The organism is Ruegeria sp. CDSC045, from assembly GCF_059610725.1.
Genome location: NZ_JBXWOE010000012.1, coordinates 86,190 through 106,836 on the forward strand (window position 1 = coordinate 86,190; position 20,647 = coordinate 106,836).

At 55.6% G+C, this 20,647-nt stretch carries 17 protein-coding genes; 3 read left to right on the plus strand and 14 right to left on the minus strand.

Features of this window, described 5'->3' with window-relative positions; genetic code table 11:
* Positions 1 to 140: 140 nt before the first annotated feature.
* From AC2FH6_RS18285 to AC2FH6_RS18315, 7 genes are all read right to left on the minus strand, one after another.
* The gene (locus AC2FH6_RS18285; RefSeq protein ID WP_496703838.1) at positions 141 to 542 is read right to left on the minus strand and encodes a hypothetical protein; all 402 of its coding nucleotides are present in this window, start codon (positions 540 to 542) and stop codon (positions 141 to 143) included.
* A gap of 751 nt (positions 543 to 1,293) precedes the next feature.
* Complete coding sequence (locus AC2FH6_RS18290; RefSeq protein WP_496703839.1) at positions 1,294 to 2,472, minus strand: acyl-CoA dehydrogenase family protein; 1,179 nt, start codon at positions 2,470 to 2,472, stop codon at positions 1,294 to 1,296.
* Positions 2,473 to 2,666: 194 nt separating this feature from the next.
* A complete protein-coding gene (locus AC2FH6_RS18295; protein ID WP_496703840.1) occupies positions 2,667 to 3,686 on the minus strand; it encodes an AraC family transcriptional regulator in 1,020 nt (339 codons plus the stop codon).
* Between the two features lie 129 nt (positions 3,687 to 3,815).
* Positions 3,816 to 5,000: an acetyl-CoA C-acyltransferase gene (locus AC2FH6_RS18300; RefSeq protein ID WP_496703841.1), complete on the minus strand. Its 1,185-nt coding sequence runs from the start codon at positions 4,998 to 5,000 to the stop codon at positions 3,816 to 3,818.
* Positions 4,997 to 7,117: a 3-hydroxyacyl-CoA dehydrogenase NAD-binding domain-containing protein gene (locus AC2FH6_RS18305; protein ID WP_496703842.1), complete on the minus strand. Its 2,121-nt coding sequence runs from the start codon at positions 7,115 to 7,117 to the stop codon at positions 4,997 to 4,999. The genes AC2FH6_RS18300 and AC2FH6_RS18305 overlap by 4 nt, the downstream gene beginning before the upstream one ends.
* Before the next feature lie 11 nt (positions 7,118 to 7,128).
* Positions 7,129 to 7,815 carry a dimethylsulfonioproprionate lyase family protein gene (locus tag AC2FH6_RS18310; RefSeq protein ID WP_074738242.1) on the minus strand — a complete coding sequence of 229 codons (687 nt, stop codon included), beginning with the start codon at positions 7,813 to 7,815 and terminating at the stop codon, positions 7,129 to 7,131.
* Positions 7,812 to 9,416, minus strand: coding sequence for a fatty acid--CoA ligase (locus tag AC2FH6_RS18315; RefSeq protein ID WP_496703843.1), 1,605 nt, complete (start codon positions 9,414 to 9,416; stop codon positions 7,812 to 7,814). Before AC2FH6_RS18315 ends, AC2FH6_RS18310 begins: the two co-directional genes overlap by 4 nt.
* A gap of 237 nt (positions 9,417 to 9,653) precedes the next feature.
* Between AC2FH6_RS18315 and AC2FH6_RS18320 the strand changes: the two genes are divergently transcribed.
* A complete protein-coding gene (locus tag AC2FH6_RS18320) occupies positions 9,654 to 10,577 on the plus strand; it encodes a LysR substrate-binding domain-containing protein (protein ID WP_074738240.1) in 924 nt (307 codons plus the stop codon).
* Positions 10,578 to 10,610: 33 nt separating this feature from the next.
* On the opposite strand, the gene AC2FH6_RS18325 is transcribed toward AC2FH6_RS18320, so the two are convergent.
* The 3 genes from AC2FH6_RS18325 to AC2FH6_RS18335 form a co-directional block, all read right to left on the minus strand.
* Positions 10,611 to 11,669: a quaternary amine ABC transporter ATP-binding protein gene (locus AC2FH6_RS18325; RefSeq protein WP_074738238.1), complete on the minus strand. Its 1,059-nt coding sequence runs from the start codon at positions 11,667 to 11,669 to the stop codon at positions 10,611 to 10,613.
* Positions 11,670 to 11,681: 12 nt separating this feature from the next.
* Positions 11,682 to 12,710, minus strand: a complete 1,029-nt coding sequence (locus tag AC2FH6_RS18330) for an ABC transporter permease (RefSeq protein WP_074738236.1) — start codon at positions 12,708 to 12,710, stop codon at positions 11,682 to 11,684.
* A gap of 67 nt (positions 12,711 to 12,777) precedes the next feature.
* The gene (locus AC2FH6_RS18335; RefSeq protein WP_074738234.1) at positions 12,778 to 13,749 is read right to left on the minus strand and encodes an ABC transporter substrate-binding protein; all 972 of its coding nucleotides are present in this window, start codon (positions 13,747 to 13,749) and stop codon (positions 12,778 to 12,780) included.
* Between the two features lie 439 nt (positions 13,750 to 14,188).
* Between AC2FH6_RS18335 and AC2FH6_RS18340 the strand changes: the two genes are divergently transcribed.
* Complete coding sequence (locus AC2FH6_RS18340) at positions 14,189 to 14,416, plus strand: type II toxin-antitoxin system Phd/YefM family antitoxin (protein WP_074738232.1); 228 nt, start codon at positions 14,189 to 14,191, stop codon at positions 14,414 to 14,416.
* 219 nt (positions 14,417 to 14,635) lie between these two features.
* On the opposite strand, the gene AC2FH6_RS18345 is transcribed toward AC2FH6_RS18340, so the two are convergent.
* Genes AC2FH6_RS18345 through AC2FH6_RS18355 form a run of 3 tightly spaced genes read right to left on the minus strand, consistent with a single transcriptional unit; the run spans position 14,636 to position 17,890 of the window.
* Positions 14,636 to 15,181: an RNA 2'-phosphotransferase gene (locus tag AC2FH6_RS18345; RefSeq protein WP_074738230.1), complete on the minus strand. Its 546-nt coding sequence runs from the start codon at positions 15,179 to 15,181 to the stop codon at positions 14,636 to 14,638.
* A 10-nt stretch (positions 15,182 to 15,191) separates the two neighbouring features.
* The gene (locus tag AC2FH6_RS18350) at positions 15,192 to 17,057 is read right to left on the minus strand and encodes a TniQ family protein (RefSeq protein WP_496703844.1); all 1,866 of its coding nucleotides are present in this window, start codon (positions 17,055 to 17,057) and stop codon (positions 15,192 to 15,194) included.
* Positions 17,057 to 17,890: a TniB family NTP-binding protein gene (locus AC2FH6_RS18355; RefSeq protein WP_496703845.1), complete on the minus strand. Its 834-nt coding sequence runs from the start codon at positions 17,888 to 17,890 to the stop codon at positions 17,057 to 17,059. Before AC2FH6_RS18355 ends, AC2FH6_RS18350 begins: the two co-directional genes overlap by 1 nt.
* Here AC2FH6_RS18355 and AC2FH6_RS18360 point away from each other — a divergent pair.
* On the plus strand, positions 17,807 to 17,986 hold the full coding sequence (locus AC2FH6_RS18360; protein WP_496703868.1) for a hypothetical protein: 180 nt from the start codon (positions 17,807 to 17,809) through the stop codon (positions 17,984 to 17,986). The genes AC2FH6_RS18355 and AC2FH6_RS18360 overlap by 84 nt on opposite strands.
* Positions 17,987 to 18,330: 344 nt before the next feature.
* On the opposite strand, the gene AC2FH6_RS18365 is transcribed toward AC2FH6_RS18360, so the two are convergent.
* On the minus strand, positions 18,331 to 20,613 hold the full coding sequence (locus AC2FH6_RS18365) for an adenosylcobalamin-dependent ribonucleoside-diphosphate reductase (protein ID WP_496703846.1): 2,283 nt from the start codon (positions 20,611 to 20,613) through the stop codon (positions 18,331 to 18,333).
* Between the last annotated feature and the right edge of the window lie 34 nt (positions 20,614 to 20,647).

The window sequence follows — 20,647 nt, forward strand, 5'->3', positions numbered from 1 at the left end:
GCCTTTGCCGCCAGTAACGGGAAATGGAGCTTTCTCACCGACTATATGTACACGGACCTGTCCTTCGGCAACGAGATTGTATCTTTGGTACTAGAGATGCGCCGCAACGCGTGCCAGCCCTCATTGGTGGCGGCAGACATCTACGGCATTTCTTCATGTAAAGAAGATGCTGTCTCGTCCTCCCAGTGCTCGTCTCTCGGCTCCACCAAGCGAACCTCATACATTAGTGGGCGCTGTCGTTGGATTTCTTTCTCCGAGAGATGCCCAAGACCTGAGGCTTCAGTCCTGTGTTGTAGGATGCGCTGAACTCGATTTTTGATGCGCCGCTTGTCATCCCAAGTTAGCACGACACCATCCGATAGTTCGCGAGCAACTTTATCGAAATTATCTCCGCCGAGATCGATCGAATGTTCATCGTCTCCGATGAATTCTCTGGCCAGCCGCGTTTTGCGCAAATTTTTCAGGTATTCAGTGAACCGATGCGTGAGTGCACGATTTTCAAAGTTGGGATCCGTGGCAAGTAGGAGTTTGATGGTCTTCATAGCAGTTCCCTCATCTATCCAGTGAGACAAACCGACCGAAAACGAGCGCAAAAGAAGATAAATTATCAGCAGCTACCGGTCGGCCCTAACAGGGGCAGATCAGAAAAACCGTATGAGAAAGATATGCTGCGATATCGTCATAGAATGAAACAGCCCTATTACCGGACGCACGTCAATACCTTCGTACTATTGATACTGACTGAGAAAGCGTCTGTTAAGAAAATCAGACGCTTTCCCGCCCTTATGATAACAAGGGGATTTTGATACTTGGGCGACAAAGACCTTGTCTTTGGGCGAAAAAATCGCTGATTTGGGTCTCAATTGTTTGGTGTACCAACAACTGTGGCGCTCCATCTGACATTACCTATCCACACATGATAAACCTTTTTAATTCAAATCACTCATATCACAGCGGCACGGTATACTGACCAAAAAATTCGTAATGAACTACCTTCTTTTCATGGAGCGACCGATTGCCTCGTCGCACCCCTTTAAAGGCAAATCCCCACTCGGTTGCTCAAGAGACCGAACCGACAATCTGAATAGAAGCGCCTTATCAATGATCCGGCGAGCCGCCGTTCGACAAAACATTACTAAAAGTCAGCTGCGCGGACAAAGGGTGAATTCGCTGCAGTGGCACCAAGGTATGCAATCTCGAGTAACCGGCCGCATATGCGCGGCCGGTGTTTCGATTTTACCGATCTCTGAGGAGATTTTCAGGTCGGCTCCGCTTCACCGGTGGGTGGGATGTTCAGCCGGCCTCACCAAATCCTTTCGGTACTGGCAGATCAGACAATGTCGCTGCTCGTTTTTGTAGGGCCCGCCCGATGACCACGCGGCTGATTTCTGTCGTCCCGTCCACAATCCGCAGCATTTGTGCAAGACGGGACAAACGATCCAGTCCATAAGGCTGCAACAGCCCCATGCCGCCCAACACTTGCGTGCAGGTGTTCGCAGCCTTCACGGCGGCATCTGGCACAAACCGTTTGGCATGAGCGGCCATCAGAGGGCCTTCGGGTGTGCCAAGGGATTCTGCCGCTTTGCGATAAAGCAGCTTGGAGGCTTCAAGATCGGTTGCAACCTCGCCCAGCATCCACTGGATCCCGTCCAGATCGAGGTTCTTGCCGCCAAACATCTTGCGGTTCTTGGAATAGGACAGAGCCGTATCCAAGGCAGCTTGCATCAATCCACAGCATCCTGACGCAATCGACACACGGGCGATATCGATCGCCATGAGCGAGCCTTGCAAGCCCTGACCGATTGGCAGGATGATGTTGTCTTCGCTCACCACGACCTTGTCCATGTACATCTCGGCCAGAGGCAGGAAGTTGTAGGACGGGGTATCGTAGAGCGGACCAAAGCTGAGGCCCGGAGTGTCGGCCGGGATGGCAATCATCGCCATATCCTTGTGGCCGGGTGTGTCACTGGTTTTGACCACGGTGAAATAGATGTCAGCCTCGGTCGCCAAGCTGACCCATGCCTTCGCACCGCTGATCGTCCAAGTGCCGTCATCATTGATCACAGCCCGCGAATACATGTTTGTTGCGTCCGACCCCGATTGCGGTTCGGTCAGTGCAAAGTTCGCCAGCTTGCGGCCAGAGGTCAGATCCCGTGCCCATTTTTCCTTGAAGGCATCTGTGCCATAACCGCAGCCCGCGAAGGTGCAGATGTTATGCATCGACAGGGCAAAGGCATAGGCACCATCGCCCAGTCCCAGTTGTTCGTAGACCTGAATGCCTTCTGAAAGGGGCAAGCCTTGGCCGCCAAACTCTTCGGGGGCGTAGAGCCCCGTCAGGCCAGCGGCCCCGGCTTTGTCCGACGCATCACGGGGCCATGTCTTCGCGGCGTTCCAGGCGTCCACATTGGGCAGGATGACCTGCTCGGCGTGGTCGCGTGCGGCTTGGAGTATGGTGGCGAGTTTGTCTGACATTGGTCGGTCCTTTTGTGAGCGGCTATTTTCACATGACGCCACACTTCAGAACCTGCTGAGCAGGCAGCGGGTCAAGCTTCTAGAGGAGAACCAGGTGAGAACGCCATGTATTGCGCAAGATTTAGCAGGAGAAACTTCTTCGCTCTATCTCGCGTGGTGACAGGGTATTGTCCAAAAGTGACAAAAAGTGCGTCTCAGATATTCGTCCTGCGATACGAACTGGGGGTGCTGCCGGTCCAGCGTTGAAAGGCCCGGTGAAAATTGGCAGCTGAAGAAAAGCCGACATCATGTGCGATGGCCTCGACGCTTTTGCGTCCCGCCTGCAGGTCGCGGATCGCGATGTCGCGCCGCAGGGCATCCTTGATCGCCTGAAACGAGGTCCCATCCGCTTGTAACCTGCGGATCAGGGTGCGCGGGGTCATGTGCATTGCGGATGCTGTCTGGGTCAGGGTCGCCGCGTCCCATCCCGTTTGACCCAGATAGGTGCGCACCCGAAGCGATTGGGTGTGCTCGCGCGAAGAGGTGAAGATCCAGTCCCGGGGCGCGTTTTGCAAAAACCGGTCAAGGTCAGCGGTGCTGCGCGTCTGCACGGGACCCAGTGCATTCGGATCGAACGAGATTGCGGTGGCGGGCTGGCCAAACCGCAGCGGTGCAGGAAAGATGATCGCGTAATCCTGATCAAAGTCCGGGCGGTCAAACGCGAAACCGACAGCCTTAACCGGAACCTCATGCCCTGCCAGCCAAGACATGAGCCCGTGGGCAAGTTTGAGGATCAGCATATGCCCAAACCGCTGAAGCGGCACGTCGCCTTGTGGTTTCAGGGTGAGCACCAATGCGCCTTCAGCGTCATCCAGAACAAACTGATAATCATCCAACAGCAAGTTCCAGAAGGTCGAAAACCGGTAAAGAGCCGATGACAGAGACGTGGCCTCTCTGACAGTCGTCAGAAGGTGTTGTAGAGCCCTTGGCCGGACGGGTCTGCTCCAAAGCCCCATCATCTCATCACCGGTCTCAACTGCGGCAAGTTGATAGAGGCAAACGATCTGATCCAGCGTGACGCGACCATTCGGCGAGCGCGTATCCGCGTTCAGACCGGACCGGCCAAGCAGCGACGCCATCTGCGCCTCTGGGCACAGGGCGTGCAGCGCCACCAGCCAGTCATCGACAAACTGGCTGGAAACGGTGGAGAGGATCGTTGGTGTGACATTGGTCATAACGCCTCAGGAGGTATCACCAATTCCGGTCGACATGAAACACAGCACATGCAGATGGCGACCTTCGCAGATGACAGAATGTCAATGTCCGAACCAGATAACGCTCTGCTTGAACTAATTTCAGTGGGGTCAGGCGACTTCGAACAGTGCTGCGGCACCCATGCCTCCGCCAACACACATGGAGGTCACCACGTATTTTACGCCACGACGCCTCCCCTCAATCAGAGCGTGCCCGACTTGTCTCGCACCTGTCATGCCGTAGGGGTGGCCAATCGATATCGCACCGCCGTTCACGTTGTAGATTTCGGGATCGATCCCAAGATGGTCGCGGCAATAGAGAACCTGGCAGGCAAAGGCTTCGTTAAGCTCCCAAAGGCCGATGTCTTCGATGCGAAGACCTGCATTCTTCAGCAGCTTTGGAATGGCATAGATCGGGCCGACACCCATCTCTTCCGGTGCGTTTCCTGCAACAGCCATGCCGCGATAAATACCCAGCGGTGTGAGGCCCCGCTGCTCAGCCATTTTGCCTTCCATGAGCACACAAGCCGAGGCCCCGTCAGAAAGCTGGCTTGCGTTTCCGGCAGTGATCACGCCGCCTTCGACAACCGGGTTCAACTGGTCAAGAGTTTCGGCCGTCGTGCCCGGCCGGTTGCCTTCGTCTTTTGACAAGGTCACCTCTTCCAGGGTTTCCTCTCCGGTTTCGCGGTTCTTGACCCGCTTAATCGCTGTGATCGGGACGATCTCGTCATCAAAGGCGCCAGCGGCCTGAGCCCGGGCGGTCCGACCTTGCGAAAGTGCGGCGTATTCATCCTGCACTTCGCGGCTGATACCATAGGTCCGGGCCACATTTTCCGCCGTCATCAGCATCGGCATGTAGGCATGCTCGGACCTCGCGATAACGTTTGGATCTTTCTCATCGCCCGCCCATTTCAGATAGGCATTCTGAATGGCGGAAATATTTTCCTGCCCGCCTGCCACGGCGACATTCTGACCATCCACAATGACCTGCTTTGCAGCCGTCGCGATGGCCATCAACCCGGAGGAGCATTGCCTGTCGATCGTCTGTCCTGCCACCGTATTGGGAAGACCCGCCGCCAGCGTCGACAAACGAGCGACATTCATGCCTGCGGTTCCCGCTGTCAAGACCGATCCGATGACGACATCTTCGATCGAACCGGGGTCCACGCCTGCACGTTCAACCGCGTGCTGAATGGCGTGCCCCATCATGGTGGGGGATTTGATGTTGTTCAGCGCACCTTTGAAGGCCACCCCAATAGGGGTTCGTGCGGTTGAGACGATAACGGCTTCTCTCATGATTTTTCCTTTTTGGCATCAAAATGTGCGGCAAGTGTCACACCCGAGGTTGCAAGTTGTTCCAGCAAAGGCGCAGGCGTGAACCACATCTCGCCATAGGTGCCAAGCGACTGCTGATAGTGGGTCATGCGTTCCAAAATCTGGCTTAATCCAATCTCGTCGGCATATTGCATTGGGCCGCCGCGCCAGTTTGGAAAGCCATAGCCATTGACCCAGATCAGGTCGCAATCACCCGGGCGCGTTGCAATGCCCTCTTCAAGGATCAAAAAGCCCTCGTTGATCAGGGGATAGAGACATCGCTCAAGGATTTCCTGATCGTCGATGTCCCTGCGTTTCACGCCATGCAGGTCCGACAGCTCGGAACTGATTTGAACCATCTCAGGGTCTTCGACCCGTGTCCGTCCCTCGTAGACATAGCTTCCACGCCCGGTTTTCTGACCCAGTCGGCCTAGTTCAAACAACCTGTCCTGCACAACCTGGTATGTCGGGTCATGCGCGATTTCACTACGCCGTTCCTGACGCACGCGGGCGCCCACATCGACCCCAGCCAGATCCGCCATCGCGTGAATACCCATGGCCATGCCGAAGTTCTCAAGGACGTCATCCACCTGTTTCGGCGTCGCCCCCTCAAGAAGCAGACGAGATCCTTCGCGAAAGTATGGCTCGAGCATCCGGTTTCCAACAAAGCCGTAGCACACGCCAACCGTGACAGGGAGCTTTCGGATCTTCTTTGCGACTGTGATTGCTGTTGCAATGACATCCGGAGCGGTCTTGGCGCCGCGCACCACCTCCAGCAAGCGCATGACATTGGCCGGGCTGAAGAAATGGAGACCAATCACATCCTCCGGACGGGATGTGACCGCGGCGATTTCATCAAGATCCAACGTCGATGTGTTTGAGGCCAGTATCGCGCCGGGTTTGGCGTGCTGGCCCAACGCTTCGAAAATCTGGCGTTTGACATTCATGCTTTCAAACGCCGCTTCAATGATCAGGTCGGCCTTCGCAAGGTCTGCATAGCTAAGCGTCCCAGTGGCGTTGGCGGCGATTGCCTCTGCCCGATTGGCACTAAGCCGCCCTTTTTGGGCCGCGCGTTGGAAATGCTCCCTGACCTGATCCAGCCCCTGTTCCAGCGCAGTTTGTGTGGTTTCCAGAAGCGTGACCGGATACCCCGCCTGCAGAAAGGCGATGGCAATGCCGCGCCCCATTGTTCCGGCACCGATCACGGCGACCGATGAAATGCTACGTGGTTGGTCAGCACGGGTAACGCCGGGAACCTTGGTGCATTCACGCTCTGCAAAGAACAGATGCCGCCCCGCGCGCGATTGAGGTGTGTCGAGCAGTTCAGCGAAACCCGCCTTCTCTTGTGCCAACCCCTCGGCCAGCGGCATTTCGCACGCGGTCTCGATGGACACCAAACATCGTTCAGGGGCGACAAGGTTTTTGGACGTGTGCGCTATCTGGTCTCGGAAACCCGTCAGATATCCCTTCGGATCAGGGTGTGTGACGGTCATATCCGCACAACTGCGTTTTGGATCGCCCTCATGGCTGACACGGGTGGCAAAACCCAAAACATGCGCGCGAAAATCCTGGTTGTTTTCAAACAGTGCGTCGACCAGCCCGCAAGACAGGGCATATTCGCCTTTCACGGGATCACCCGAGAGGATCATTTGCGTTGCCGCTTCCAGCCCGGCAATCCGGGGTAGTCGCTGGGTGCCGCCGGCACCAGGCAGCAGCCCCAGTTTGATCTCAGGTAGGCCCATCACCGCATCCGGCGTGGCGACACGGTAATCACAGGCAAGCGCAATCTCCAGCGCGCCACCCATAGCGGGACCTGCTATCGCGGCGATAATAGGTTTCTTGCTGGTTTCAATCGTTACACACAGGTCTGGCAGGTCCGGCTTGTCCCAGACTGCCCCTGTACGAAACTCAGCGATGTCAGCGCCGCCGCAAAAGAGCGGCAGAGCCGAGCATAGAACGATAGCTTTGACCTGTTCATCGGCGTCCAACTCGTGGATGGCCGAGGAAAGCGCCTGCCGCATCTTCAGGCCAAGAGCGTTCACTGGCGGGGCATTCAGCTCAATGAAAGCGACACCCTCGGTGTGTTTAATGGAAATCATGTTTGGAAACCTCAATTGGACTGTTTGGCAAGATCTTGTTCGATCTCTGCCCAATCGTCGAAGTGGATTACATTGCAGGGTGAATTCACGTTCTCGAGCCAGACAAAGACCGAGATGAACGGCTGGTCATAGACCCGGGTGGCATGGGGCTCGCCAGCTGCGTTCCATATAAGTGATCCAGCCGGATAATCCTGCCAATCGCGAGTGCCAAACCGCCAACCAGATTTCTCGGACAGGTTCAGATAAAGCTCTGGCGCATCGTGGTTGTGGTCCCGATACAGCGTCCGTGGACCCAACATGAAAATGCCAAGGCTGAAATCGGGATGATGATGCCCACATGCGTCCGGCCCAATCAGCAAAGTATGCAGGTTACACTTTGCATATCCTTCGCCCAAATCGGCATCAGGTGGATAGAATTGGGCGTTGTCTTCGCGCCAGGCCAGATCCTCTTTGGCAGCTTTCAGACAACGTGCGATTTCTTGCAATTCGGGGGCGACAATCCCGGCGATGGCGTTCTTCAGAACCTCATCGTGCCGGGTTCCTTGGGGAGGTAAATCAATGAGCCTCTCACCCTTCAGGTCCATGGCTGCCAGCTTGTCCAACGTCAGATCAACGCCGCGCGTGGCAGCTCTGTGAGCCTGCAGATAGGTGACAATGGATTGAATAAGCGCCTGAATACGGCGTTGTTTGTCTGTCATGATTTAAAGTCCGAGCGCGTTGAAATATCTTTCCGCACGAGTTTCTTGTCGAGCTTGCCGACGCTGGTTTTAGGTAGGCGGGCGACAAAGATTATCTCGTCTGGAACTGCCCATTTTGAGATCTCGCCTGCGTCAACCCGCGACTGGATTTCTTCCATGACTCTCAAGCGCACAATATCCGGGTCGGCATCCTTTGCGGCTTGAGCGACCAACACTGGCCTTTCGCCCCATTTCGCGTGCGGCAGCCCGATTGCTGCGACGTCCTCAACGCCGCTGCAAAACGATGCTATGTTTTCCAGGGCCAGTGAGGATATCCATTCGCCGCCGGTCTTAATCACATCCTTGAGGCGGTCAGTAATCTGCAACGATCCATTCTCGCGGATATACCCAACATCCCCGGTATGCAGATACCCACCGTCCCAAAGCTCATCCGAGGCTTGCGCATTATCCAGATAGCCTTGTGTCAACCAGGGAGCCCGAGCAACAACTTCGCCGGTTGTTTCGCCGTCATGTGGGACGTCCTGCATATCCGGTGTCACAACACGAAGGTCGACAAGAGGGCCGGGAAAGCCGGTTTGCGCCTGCATCTCGGGGGCATTGCTGGACAAATCGGCCACCGTCAGAAACGGACAGGTTTCGGACATCCCATAGGCCGCATGCAAGGATATGCCTGCCGCCGCGGCGCGGTCCTGCAGGCCTCGCGGCAAAGCGGCCCCGCCAATGATCACTTTCCATCTGTCCAGGTCAATTTGTGGGCAGCCCGGATGGTCGAGCACCATTGACAGAACCGTGGGCACGCAGTGTGAAAAGGTGACGTTTTCGTCTGCAATCAATCGCAAGATTGTGTCAGGGTCATATCGACCGGGATAGACCTGACGCAGCCCCAGCATCGTTGCGGCATATGGAAATCCCCAGCCGTGGACGTGAAACAAGGGCGTCAGCGGCATGTAGACGTCGCCGCGATGAAATCCGGCATTCCCGGGCCATGCGCCGAAACCTGCGATCAAGCCCAATGTGTGAAGGACCAACTGCCGGTGTGAATAGCTCACCCCCTTGGGATTGCCGGTGGTCCCGGTCGTATAAAACAGGGTTGCCGTTTGGTTTTCATCGAAGTCCGGGAAGTCAAAGCAGCCTGGGGCCTCGCCTATCCACTCTTCATACCCTTCTCCGTCTCCAATCGGCACGATGATGATGTCCCGATCAAAGCCCGATTTGATACCCTCAATGAGCGGCATGAAATCGCGGTGCACGATGATCAGATCCGGTTGCCCATGGTTGATCGTATAAAGAACCTGAGCAGGAGACAGACGCACGTTGATCGTGAAAAGGGACGCGCCCATCATCGGGATCGCGAAAAAACACTCAAGATAACGGTGCGTATCCCAATCCATGACACCGACGCGCATGCCCTCATGTATCCCGCTCGCCTTTAAAGAATTGGCAAGTTGGCGCACGCGTTTGCCCAAGTCCGCGTAGCTCAGTCGCATTTCGGTGCCGCTGACGATCTCTTGGCTGGCTGACGCGAGCTGGGATCCGGCCAGCAAGTGTTTAATCAGCAACGGATAGCCATATGCATTTGGCGAAGGTGAAAGTGGTGGCATGAAGGTGGAATCCCATAACATCTCTATCTGCTAATCTGGCATTTCTCACCCAGTTGAAGAATTGAAAGAAATTTCCTTTCATCAAGAAATTCTAACCGATCACATCGCACCGCGAATTGCGTGCTACCCCCTGACAGGTTATGAAAAAGAGTATCAATACCCTGCTATATTCGCGCCCGTCGTCGGATAACTCTGCTTGAGGGTAAGCAGAATTGATTTCATCGAGGAGATGCAGCAATGACCACTCACATGCCCACGCTGGTTTCACTGCGCGCTTTTGAGGCGGTGGCGCGTCACAAGAGTTTCCGAAAGGCCGCTGACGAGATTTGTGTGACGCATGCGGCAGTCAGCCACCAGGTCAAAGCATTAGAAACAACAATCGGTGTTAAACTACTGGAACGCACAAGCCGTTCGGTCGAGCTAACACCGGCTGGCGAGCAATATTACCCGCCAATACGCGAACACATTCAGGGAATCATCAAAGCCACTCGGCGCATCCAGACACCTGAGGAACCGGACGTGTTGCTCGTTCAGTCCTACGCAAGTTTCAATACAATGTGGTTACAGCCCAGATTGGCAGACTTTCTTCAGGATAATCCGGACACACGCGTGCGCATCGTCTCTACCTTTGAAGACGGTGATTATGACATGCACCGGTTCGATGTGGGCGTGTTCAACGCGCCACCATTTGACAAACGGTTTGACTATAGCCCCTTGTTCGAAACGGATATCTACCCGGTATGTGCTCCGGAGGCCTTGAAAGCCGCAAGCGGTGGAATGCCGCTGGAAGAGCTAAGAAATTTCCTGTTGCTGAGTGTCCCAAACACATGGAATGAGCCGGATGACTGGGACTGCTGGTTGGATGCGGCGGGCTTAGATCGCGAAACGATGAAATTTGGCTCTGTTTTCGACAATTACCCGCTGGTCCGTGAAGCTGTTCTAAAAAATCACGGTATCAGCGTCGCAAGAGCACCGTTTTGCACGCGTGACCTTGAAAGGGAGCGCCTGGTCAAACCGTTTGATATTTCGGTGCCCGAGCCAGGCAGCTGGTATCTGGCGACGCAAAAAGAACGTGCACCCAACCCAAAGCTCGATACGTTTGTTGACTGGCTGTTCGAACAGATCGAAGCCGACCCAACCATGCGGCTATTTCGGGCCTGATCTGATGAATTCCAGCTTTGTCGTCAGCGCGCGTCAGGACTGACGTGCGCCTGCTTCGGATGCGACGCGAGGGACGAGTGCGCGAACCAGTTCAGTCATATCCAGTGAGCCGACTGTCTTCTCCCCATCCTTGACGACATAGGCGTGTGACGTATCCCCGCCGGACCGCGCGATCATGCTTTCGAGCGTGTCGTTCACGTCCACTTCGCCATGGGCATCTTCTGGCACTTGGCCACCGTCCAGCGGGGTCATGATCGAGCGGACCCGCAGAACCCGTGCTCGGTTGATGTCGCTCACGAAGTCTTCGATGTAAGGATCGTTGGGGTTCAACAGAATATGCTGCGGCTCGCCCTGCTGCACGACAAAGCCGTCTTTAAGGATCACAAGGTGATCGGCCAGCTTCAACGCCTCATCTAGATCGTGAGTGATGAAGATGATGGTCTTGTGCAGCTCTTTTTGCAGCTCGAGCAGCAGGTCCTGCATGTCGGTTCGGATCAGTGGGTCAAGAGCCGAGAAAGCCTCGTCCATCAGCATGATCGGTGTGTTCGCGGTCAGCGCCCGGGCAATGCCCACACGCTGTTGCATCCCACCGGACAATTGCGCTGGATAATGGTTCTCGAACCCGCTCAGACCCACGCGATCCAGCCACTTGGCGGCTTCACGGTCGCAAGTCGCCTCGTCCTCGCCGCGCACCGAGAGCGGCATGCCTGCGTTCTTCAGCACGGTCTTGTGCGGCAATAACGCGAACTTCTGGAACACCATCGACATCTTTTCCTGTCGAGCATGGCGCAACCCGTCCTCGGACAGTTGCATCACATCCTCACCCTGCACGATGATCTCGCCCGCAGTGGGTTCGATCAATCGGTTCAGGTGGCGGATCAGCGTGGATTTGCCCGAGCCTGACAGGCCCATGACAACTGTGATTTCGCCCGCCTGCATATCGACGTTGATGTTGTTGAGACCCAATACGTGCCCGTGCCGTGCCAACAATTCTTCCTTGCCCATGCCTCCTTTGACATGCTGCAACACGTCCTTGTCGCGGGTGCCAAAGATTTTATAGAGCCCGGACAGGCTGACCATTGGTTGTGTCATCGAACAGGCTCCTTAGTGTTTGACTTGGGTTTTATCGACCCGTGTGAGAGCTGCTTTGGACACGCGATCAAGGATCACTGCGAGCAGCACGATGCCGATGCCAGCGACGATGCCCACACCCAGTTCAAGGTTCCGGATACCGCGCAACACGTTCACGCCCAGACCGGGTGCCGAAACAAGAGAGGCGATCACGACCATGGCAAGGCTCATCATGATGGTCTGGTTTATTCCGGCCATGATATTGGGCAACGCCAAAGGGAGTTGCACCCGCAACAGTTTCTGGCGATCTGTCATGCCAAAGGCATTGGCCGCCTCAATCACGTCCCTGTCGACAAGCCGGATGCCCAGATCGGTCAGGCGGATCACAGGGACAATCGCGTAAAGGATGATTGCAATCCCGTAGAGTTTGGATTCCGTGACCGAGAACAAGAAAATCAGAGGGATCAGGTACACGAAGGTCGGCAGGGTCTGCAGCAGGTCGAGTAACGGAACCACGCTTTTTTGCAATCGGTCAGATTTCGACATGGCAATGCCAATGGGTACACCGAACAGCACCGATATCGTCGTACATACAAAGATGATCGACAGAGTCTGCATCGCCACATCGTAGTGGTCTACGACGGCCAGCAGCATAATCGAGACGGCGACGAAGATCGTCACAGGGCGCGAACGCGACGCGTACCAGGAAATCGCCACCAGAAGCGGGACCATGATGAACCATGGCGTCGCTTCAAACAGCCAAAGTGCGCCATCCAATATCCAGCTCAATGGCTGTGTGATCGGGTCCAGAACGGTTTTCAGGACCGGTTTGGCTGCCAGAAACCCTTCTTCGATCCCGTTGGTTACATCACGCGACTGCCATATGCGGTTGCAGCTTTCGTGCAGATTATCAAACGAGGGAATTGGAATGAGCGGCCCAGAGGCCTCTTCTCCTCCTGCTTGCGCCGCAAGGTCCGCCAGCGAAAGAGGCGCTTTATCGTCTGGCGTGCCACACCATTCGCTCAAACCCAATGCGCTGAATAACTTGTCATAGAAGGCCATTTATCCCACTTTCCGATCTTCTTCAGTGCGTTAGGGGCATCACTGAGGATGCCCCTGTTCGTGCAGTTTACTGCAGCAATGCGGAAAGTTTGTCGCGCGCAGCATCGTTAAGCCACGCCCCCCAGACATCCTTGTAGGTCGTCAGAAAGTGCACAGCACCTTCATCGTAGGAGGCATTGTTGTCCTCGACCCATGCCAGCGTTTCGCCCATCTGTGCGTTGGTGAAGGACAGATTTGTCATCAGTTCAGAGATTTCTGCGTTTTCGGCCATGAATTCCTTGGAAAGAACTGTAACCACTTCGCTGCGGGGGAAGGCGCTCATTGCTGGCGTCTCGCATTCCGCCGTGATGTTGCAGGCATGCTTTTCAGGGTCATGGGGGCCCATTTCGACCAGGGTCATCGGGTATTTGCCCAATACCGATGTCGGTGCCCAATAGAAGCCGAACCACGGCTCTTTGTTTTCGTAGGCGGCCGCGATCGAAGCCGCAAGGGTTTCGCCTGATCCATGTATAAAGTTATCAATGCCTGCATCAATCAACCCACCTGCCTTCAGCAGGTTGGTACTGACATTCAGACAGGTCCATCCCTCGGGGCAGTTGTGAAAGCGATTTCCGACGAGTTCGGGGTTGGCTGCGATGCCTTCGATTGTTGCCAGTTCCGGATGCGCCTCCACAAGGTAGTTCGGAACAAAGAACCCTTCGACACCGCCATCTGACAGAACTTCGGTCACCGGAATGATCGCACCTGAGTCAACCAGCCCTTGGTAAGCCGGCGCGCCGTTTGTCCAGAGTTCAGTCAGAATATCGGGCTCTCCGGTCTCGGATACGGATGCCAGCGCAGGGTTGCCCGAGAGCGGAACCGTGGTCACTTCGCAACCATAGCCTTGCTCCATCAGAAACTTCGAGACCGCGGTCACAATTTGCGCTGACCCCCAATCGGCCTGCATCAGTGATACTTCACCGCATTCGTTTGCCTGGGCCGCCGAAGCGGTGATTGCCGCAGCAAATACGCACCCGAGACCGGCTGAAATCTTGAACATTTCTTTCCTCCTTGTCATCGGCGAAACAGGGGCAGAGAAACGCTCCAAGCCAAAATTCGCCTTGTTTGTAGTGATGACTTGTACCGACAGGCCTAATGGCAAAAAACTGAAAAGAATTTTGGATCATGTACAATTGTTTACAGGTGGAGAGTTGAAGCCAGGCTCGAATTTAGTGACCTCCGTTCCAACGTAAGCTTCTTAGATGTAAATCCATAGGTGGCTTATGCGTGTGTATTATTGCCTCTTCTCAGGAGTCGGCAGTAGGAGTGATCAAACCCGGGGACGTCCGTTCTGTGCTCTGAGTCAAAATTCGCTACGCGGATAACCAATGGCTGGTTCGGGATGAACCGATGTTGGATATCTGAGAAACAAGGACAAAACTGAGTGTGGTTGAAACTGCCTACAAGATTGGCAAAGTTAGCGAATAAGGGGAGTTGCCATGCTATTCACAATACAAAAGGCGAAGAACCAGTTGCCGGAACTCATCGACGCAGCGCTAGCCGGAGAGGACGTTGTGATAACAATAGGAACAAAGCCTGCTGTGAGGCTGGTTGCAATTCCACAATATGATTTCAAGCTCGGCGTGTTGGAGGGAAAGGTTGGAGCCACGCCAGATTTTCTTGAACCGTTATCTTCGGATGAGTTGAAGGCGTGGGAAGATCGGTGAGGCCAGCGTAAAGTCGGCTGACCAAACGGCGATCAAATTAGAACGCACATGGAGATGAGAAAAAGTCTATCGATTTTTTCAGGTAACCACCTGCCTGCAACTAATTGAAAGTCGCTGGTCTCGGAGGATCTGCTTCAACGACACAAAGTGAAAGCCGGCATCTTCAGCTCCACTCGAATGCAACCAGTCCGACCAGTTTTCCAGTAATCATGTGCTCTGTTACCGTTCAGCGATCATACCGAACCCCAGATAGGTCGCGGGCACTTTGTCTGTGAGCCAGACACCGTTGTCGGCACGAAAGAACTCAAAACCGTCCTCATACATGCGTTGCGCCTCGACACGTAATACAACTGGTTTTCCGTGTCGCTGGCCGACGCGCTCGGCTGTATCAGGGTCCAATGAAAGGTGGACCTGCTTACGGCGTCCGGGGTTCAACCCGTCGGAAAATATTGCGTCCAAATTGGCGCTGGCGGTGCCATGGTACAGTTCATCAGGCGGGCATTGCGACTCCAGCCCCAGATCCACATCAACTGAATGGCCTTGGGCTGCTCTAATGCGCTGACCATCATCAGACAGGGTGAAGCGTTTCTTATCGTTGCTTTCGACAAGCTGAGTGAGTTCGTCGCGGCTTAGCTTGCGGTTGGCTCTCTTCAGCTTCCGCAGCAAATCATCAACACGGACCCACCCGTGCTTATCAAGCTGAAGACCGATCTCTTCAGGTTTGTGCCGAAGCACCAGACTCAGGAACTTGCTTTCTCTACTCATCTCAACACCTTCACAACTCCGGCCAGGCAATTTCATCATGCGAGAACGGCAGGCGATTGGCCAGCTCTTCTACGCCGGAGGTCACCTCACTCCGCCTGAATATGCGCCCACTACACTCTTCCGGCATTTGGATAAACGGAACCCGCTCCTTTATGAGCTGGTCGCTGACTTTCCGGGTGCTGCCCCCACGAAACTCAGCATAGTGCTTTCCGGGAATATACCGTTGGAGAAATTGATCGACGGCGCCATACGGCACTACCTGGACCGACTTTCGGGAAATCGGGTGACGCGCCCGAACCAGTTTCAAATGGCCTGAGTCCACCAGATGGCGGAGGGCAGATGCGTTGACACCGAGGAACCCCGCCAGGGTTGATAGCAGATATCCATCCGGTCTGATCAGGCGCAACGCCTCAGCGACTTCCGCCGGATCCAGAAGCACCGAAAGATACCCATCTTGTTCGGCATCCCTGACCACAGTCTCCAGTTCGCCATTCTGGATCAGTCGCACCACATCGACTGCACCAGCAACAGCTTTGCGGCAGACGGACTGAATGCCGACCAGCCCATCCACTTTTGCAACCGTTGTGCACGGCACAATACTGACAAGGAACGCATCGAGTTGCCCTTCATCGTAGTATGGTCGCCCGAAAGGAGAGCCCGCGATGGGCTTGATGATCCCACCAGCAACAAGAGCGCCAAACTGCGCCCTGGGCGCGTTGATCTGTTTCTGGGCCGCAACCTGACAGATCGCCCCTGCAAAGCTCTTGGCCAGTGGCGCCAATGCCTGTGCATCGAACACAACACCTTTCGCTGGGTTACCTGCCTGACCGTCCGGCCTTAGAAACCCGTTTGCACCAAGCAGCTCAACTGTCTGACGGCGCCCCAGCCCCAGTTCGCGCCGCAGGGTTTCAACACTGTGAATGCGACGGGCAGTACAGGGTTTGCCAAGCACCAGCTCGCCTTCTCCAATGGGATAGGTTTCGATGAAGAATTTCCTAACGAGATCCCGCAAAGGCTCGTATTGCTCCGCATGGGATTGTTCCAGCCAGTTGAACAGGCAGCCATAGTTTCCGCGCGAATGTGATATGGGAGAACCGGCCTTAGCATGCAGTCGCCGCAGCAGACGAAACAGCCCTTTCTCGCCTTCGGACAGGAGCTCAAAACCCCGCGCACCTGCACGACGCTTCTCATTATCGGATAAATGCTTCAGCTTTGCATCGATACCAAACAGATCAACAACTCCGAAGATCTCAGCGCCAAGTGCAACCGCGCCGAACCCGATATTATCGAGCCATGTGCCCTGTTGTTCACCCGCCAACCGGCGGGTGAGATAGTCTTCCAGACCTGTTGAGACCTGAGCTGCAACCAGCTCTCTCAACTGATCTGTGCCCAGATTGAGATCGCGGATTCGCCCGGCAAAATCATGGGGACCACGGCTGTGCGAATAGCTGTCGTCGTCATACAACCTGACCTGGTGGTGAAGGCATGTCCCGATCGAGGGCACATGCCAGGCGCATTTCTGGGCCGCGCCACCGCCAGTGTCTGCGCTGATGTCGTCCGCGACACACTCCGGACAGAACCGCAGACGCCTGCGCGTGATCCAACGTTTCTCGATAAGCTGCCCGGCCAGCCGGTACTGCCCGGTAGACACTTTGCAAACAACACCACGCATCAGTTGAGCAAGTTCCACTCCGCCGAGACGGGCAAGGATCGAAAGGGCCCGTTCATCGCCGTCTGCGATAGCCTGAAGCGTAAAGCACTGATCGGTGCAGAACTCCGAGGCAAAGGAAAGACCATTCGCCCAGGCAAGCCGGGATGCGAATGATGCCGGGGTCTCCCCCGGCATCAAAGGAACAAGGATCGGCAACACTTGCATTATGCAGCCCCCCTCTTGATTGCTGGCGCTATCTCCAGCTCTGCACCGCTGAGAAGCTGGCCCGTCTTAATGGAGCGGAAATTCTCAGCAATGAATGGGTTCAATGCATCAACGCAGCGCTTCTGTTTCCGATAGGCCCCCGCGAAGTGACTTTGTTCAAGGGTTTGGTTCCCATTGCGCAATGCCAATTTGATAGCCGATAAGATCAGCCCAATTTTCGACCCGAACTCGTAGCGGGCCGCATGTAGCAGTCGTCGCGCGAATGCCGATGTCTCAAGCGTTTTGCCGCGCGACAGTTTTGCCGCATCGAGATAGGCACCCAGCACGCCGATCACCTCATGCCCATGGGCGGCATAGCTCATGGGCGCAAAATGCACGGGCTCAAACCGCCGGCTGAGCTGTTCATCCCGGTTGATCAGATCCAGCAGTTCGCAGGTGCCACTGAGGATTAGGCTGACCGGCCACTCAGCGTATTCCAGGCACGATTTCCAGACCAGCATCACCTGGTCAAATTCAGACTTCGACTTGGTCCGAAGGATATGCTGCGCCTCGTCAAAGTGTAAGAACAGCGTTTTATGGGAGCGCGCCTGATGCATCACCTGCCGCCAGATCGAATGCCCTGTTCGCGATCCTTTGCTCTCATATCCATATGCTTTGAGCGTATCGAGACCAACACCTTTGATCGTAGCTTCTGACGCCAGACGCACAGTCAACGCCTGTAGATATGGCTTTCCATAAGCCACATGCGGATGCTTCTGCAGAAGGTGCTCGATGCCAAAACTCTTACCGGCACCAGCATTGCCAATGACAACAATGCCGCGCTGCGCCGTCACCCTGCCAGCAGCTGTATGCGCTTTGCGTCGGTAGAGAATATCATCGATCTGATCCCGGAGTTCCAGGTAAGGATCATGGGCGATAAGGCGAGCTAGTCTTTTGATAAAGTACCCGCATTCGAAGCGCCATCAATCAAAGAAACTTGATCCCCGAAATCAGATGGTTTCATGATGCTAAATCAAACGTGTTGGATGTCGGCTTTTTCACTAAGACTGATCCAAGTTGTCAACGCAGCGAAATTCCGGTTTCCGACCCTCGTACCAAAGCCTAATAATGTCTTCAGCCCAGCGCATCTCATTCGTCTGTCCCTGTTAGCCTTACGAACGGCCCCGGAAGATAATCCGAGGCCGTTTTCCCATGTAATCTGCCAAACAATCTATTGAGACGTTTAGGTCATGTCATGTGACACGCCACACACAACAGAATCCACTACTTCAGCTCACCCGCATTTAGAGTGACCGCAGCTACGGCAGGTCATGCATCCTTCGATCATCACCATGTCGAACTGACCGCAGGACGGGCAGGCTTTGCCGCGGGGGCCGTCGAGGTTGACCACTTGCGCCTGAGGGTCGGATTTCAGCCCCATCCCTTCGCCCTCAAGGAAGCCGATATTGATCAGGTGCTGCTCGATCACTCCGCCAATCGCGGCCAGGATCGAGGGGATGTATTTGCCTTTCACCCAGGCCCCGCCGCGCGGGTCGAATACCGCCTTGAGTTCCTCGACCACAAAGGACACATCACCGCCCCGACGGAACACAGCCGAGATCATGCGGGTCAGCGCAAGCGTCCAGGCATAGTGCTCCATGTTCTTGGAGTTGATGAATACCTCGAACGGACGACGGCGGCCGCCAATGACAATGTCATTTATGGTTAGGTAAATCGCATGCTCGCTGTCGGGCCATTTCAACTTATATGTTGACCCCTCAAGCGATTGTGGGCGGTCCAGCGGTTCAGACATATAGATGACATCGCCGCCATCAACCTCGTGCGGCGCATCCGCGCTTTCTCCAGGAGCTTTGTCGGCACTCTCTGATACGGTCAGAACCGACCCTGTCACATCGTTGGGGCGATAGGTCGTGCACCCTTTGCAGCCCTGATCCCAAGCCTGCATGTAGACATCTTTGAAAGCGTCAAAGCTGATATCCTCGGGGCAGTTGATCGTCTTGGAAATCGAGCTGTCGATCCATTTCTGTGCCGCCGCCTGCATCTTGACATGATCAGACGGAGGCAGCGTCTGCGCGTTGACGAAATAGTCGGGCAGGTCCTTATCACCAAACTTGTCGCGCCACATCTGAACGGCGTAATCCACGACTTCTTCTTCGGTGCGTGAGCCATCTTTTTGCAGGACCTTGCGCGTATACGCATAGGCAAAGACCGGCTCGATCCCCGAAGAGACGTTGCCCGCGTACAGGGAAATCGTCCCCGTCGGGGCAATCGACGTCAGCAGCGCGTTGCGGATGCCGTGTTCGCGGATCGCAGCGCGTACGTCGTCATCCATCTGCAGCATTGTGCCGCTGGCCAGGTATTTCTCGGCTTCGAACAAGGGAAACGCCCCCTTTTCCTTTGCCAAATCGACCGACGCCAGATACGCGGCGCGGGCGATTGCGTGCAACCAGCGCTCGGTCTGACGCGCCGCCTCGTCAGAGCCATAGCGTAGACCCAGCATCAACAGTGCATCGGCCAGCCCGGTGACACCCAAACCAATGCGGCGTTTATCTTGCGCCTCGGCCTCTTGTTCGGCCAGCGGGAATTTCGAGGCGTCGACCACATTGTCCATCATGCGAACGGCGGTGGCGACCAGCTCTTGCAGCGCGGCCTCATCCAGATGTGCGGCATCCTCGAACGGTCCGGCCACCAGACGCGCCAGGTTGATCGAGCCCAGCAGGCAGGCGCCATAAGGCGGCAGGGGCTGTTCGCCGCAGGGGTTCGTCGCCGCGATGGTCTCGACATAGCTGAGGTTGTTGGCCGCATTGATCCGATCGATGAAGATCACACCTGGCTCGGCATAGTCGTAAGTGGCCTGCATGATCTTGTTCCAAAGATCGCGGGCCTGGATGGTGTGATAGACCTTGCCATCAAACACCAGTTCCCACGGACCATCGGCCTTGACTGCCTCCATGAACGGATCTGTCACCAGAACCGACATGTTGAACATGCGCAGACGGGCCGGGTCGGATTTGGCGGTGATGAACTGCTCGATATCGGGATGATCGCAGCGCATGGTCGCCATCATCGCTCCGCGGCGCGACCCCGCAGACATGATCGTGCGGCACATCGCGTCCCACACATCCATAAAGCTCAGCGGCCCCGAGGCGTCCGCCGCCACCCCGTGTACATCCGCGCCACGCGGACGAATGGTTGAGAAATCATAACCGATCCCCCCACCCTGCTGCATGGTCAGCGCGGCCTCTTTCAACATATCGAAAATACCGCCCATGCTGTCTGGTATGGTTCCCATGACAAAACAGTTGAACAGGGTCACCCGGCGCGCAGTGCCCGCACCGGCAGTGATGCGTCCGGCGGGCAGATATTTGAAATCCTCCAACGCCTCAAAGAACTTGTCTTCCCAATGAGCAGGGTCCTGTTCCACGCGGGCCAGATCGCGAGCGATACGGCGCCAGCTGTCTTCAACCGTTTGGTCTATGGGCGTTCCATCCGCCTGTTTAAAGCGGTATTTCATGTCCCAGATCTGCTCGGCGATGGGGGCGGCAAAGCGGCTCATTGGTGATTCCCTGTCTTGAAAGAGGTATCCAGAT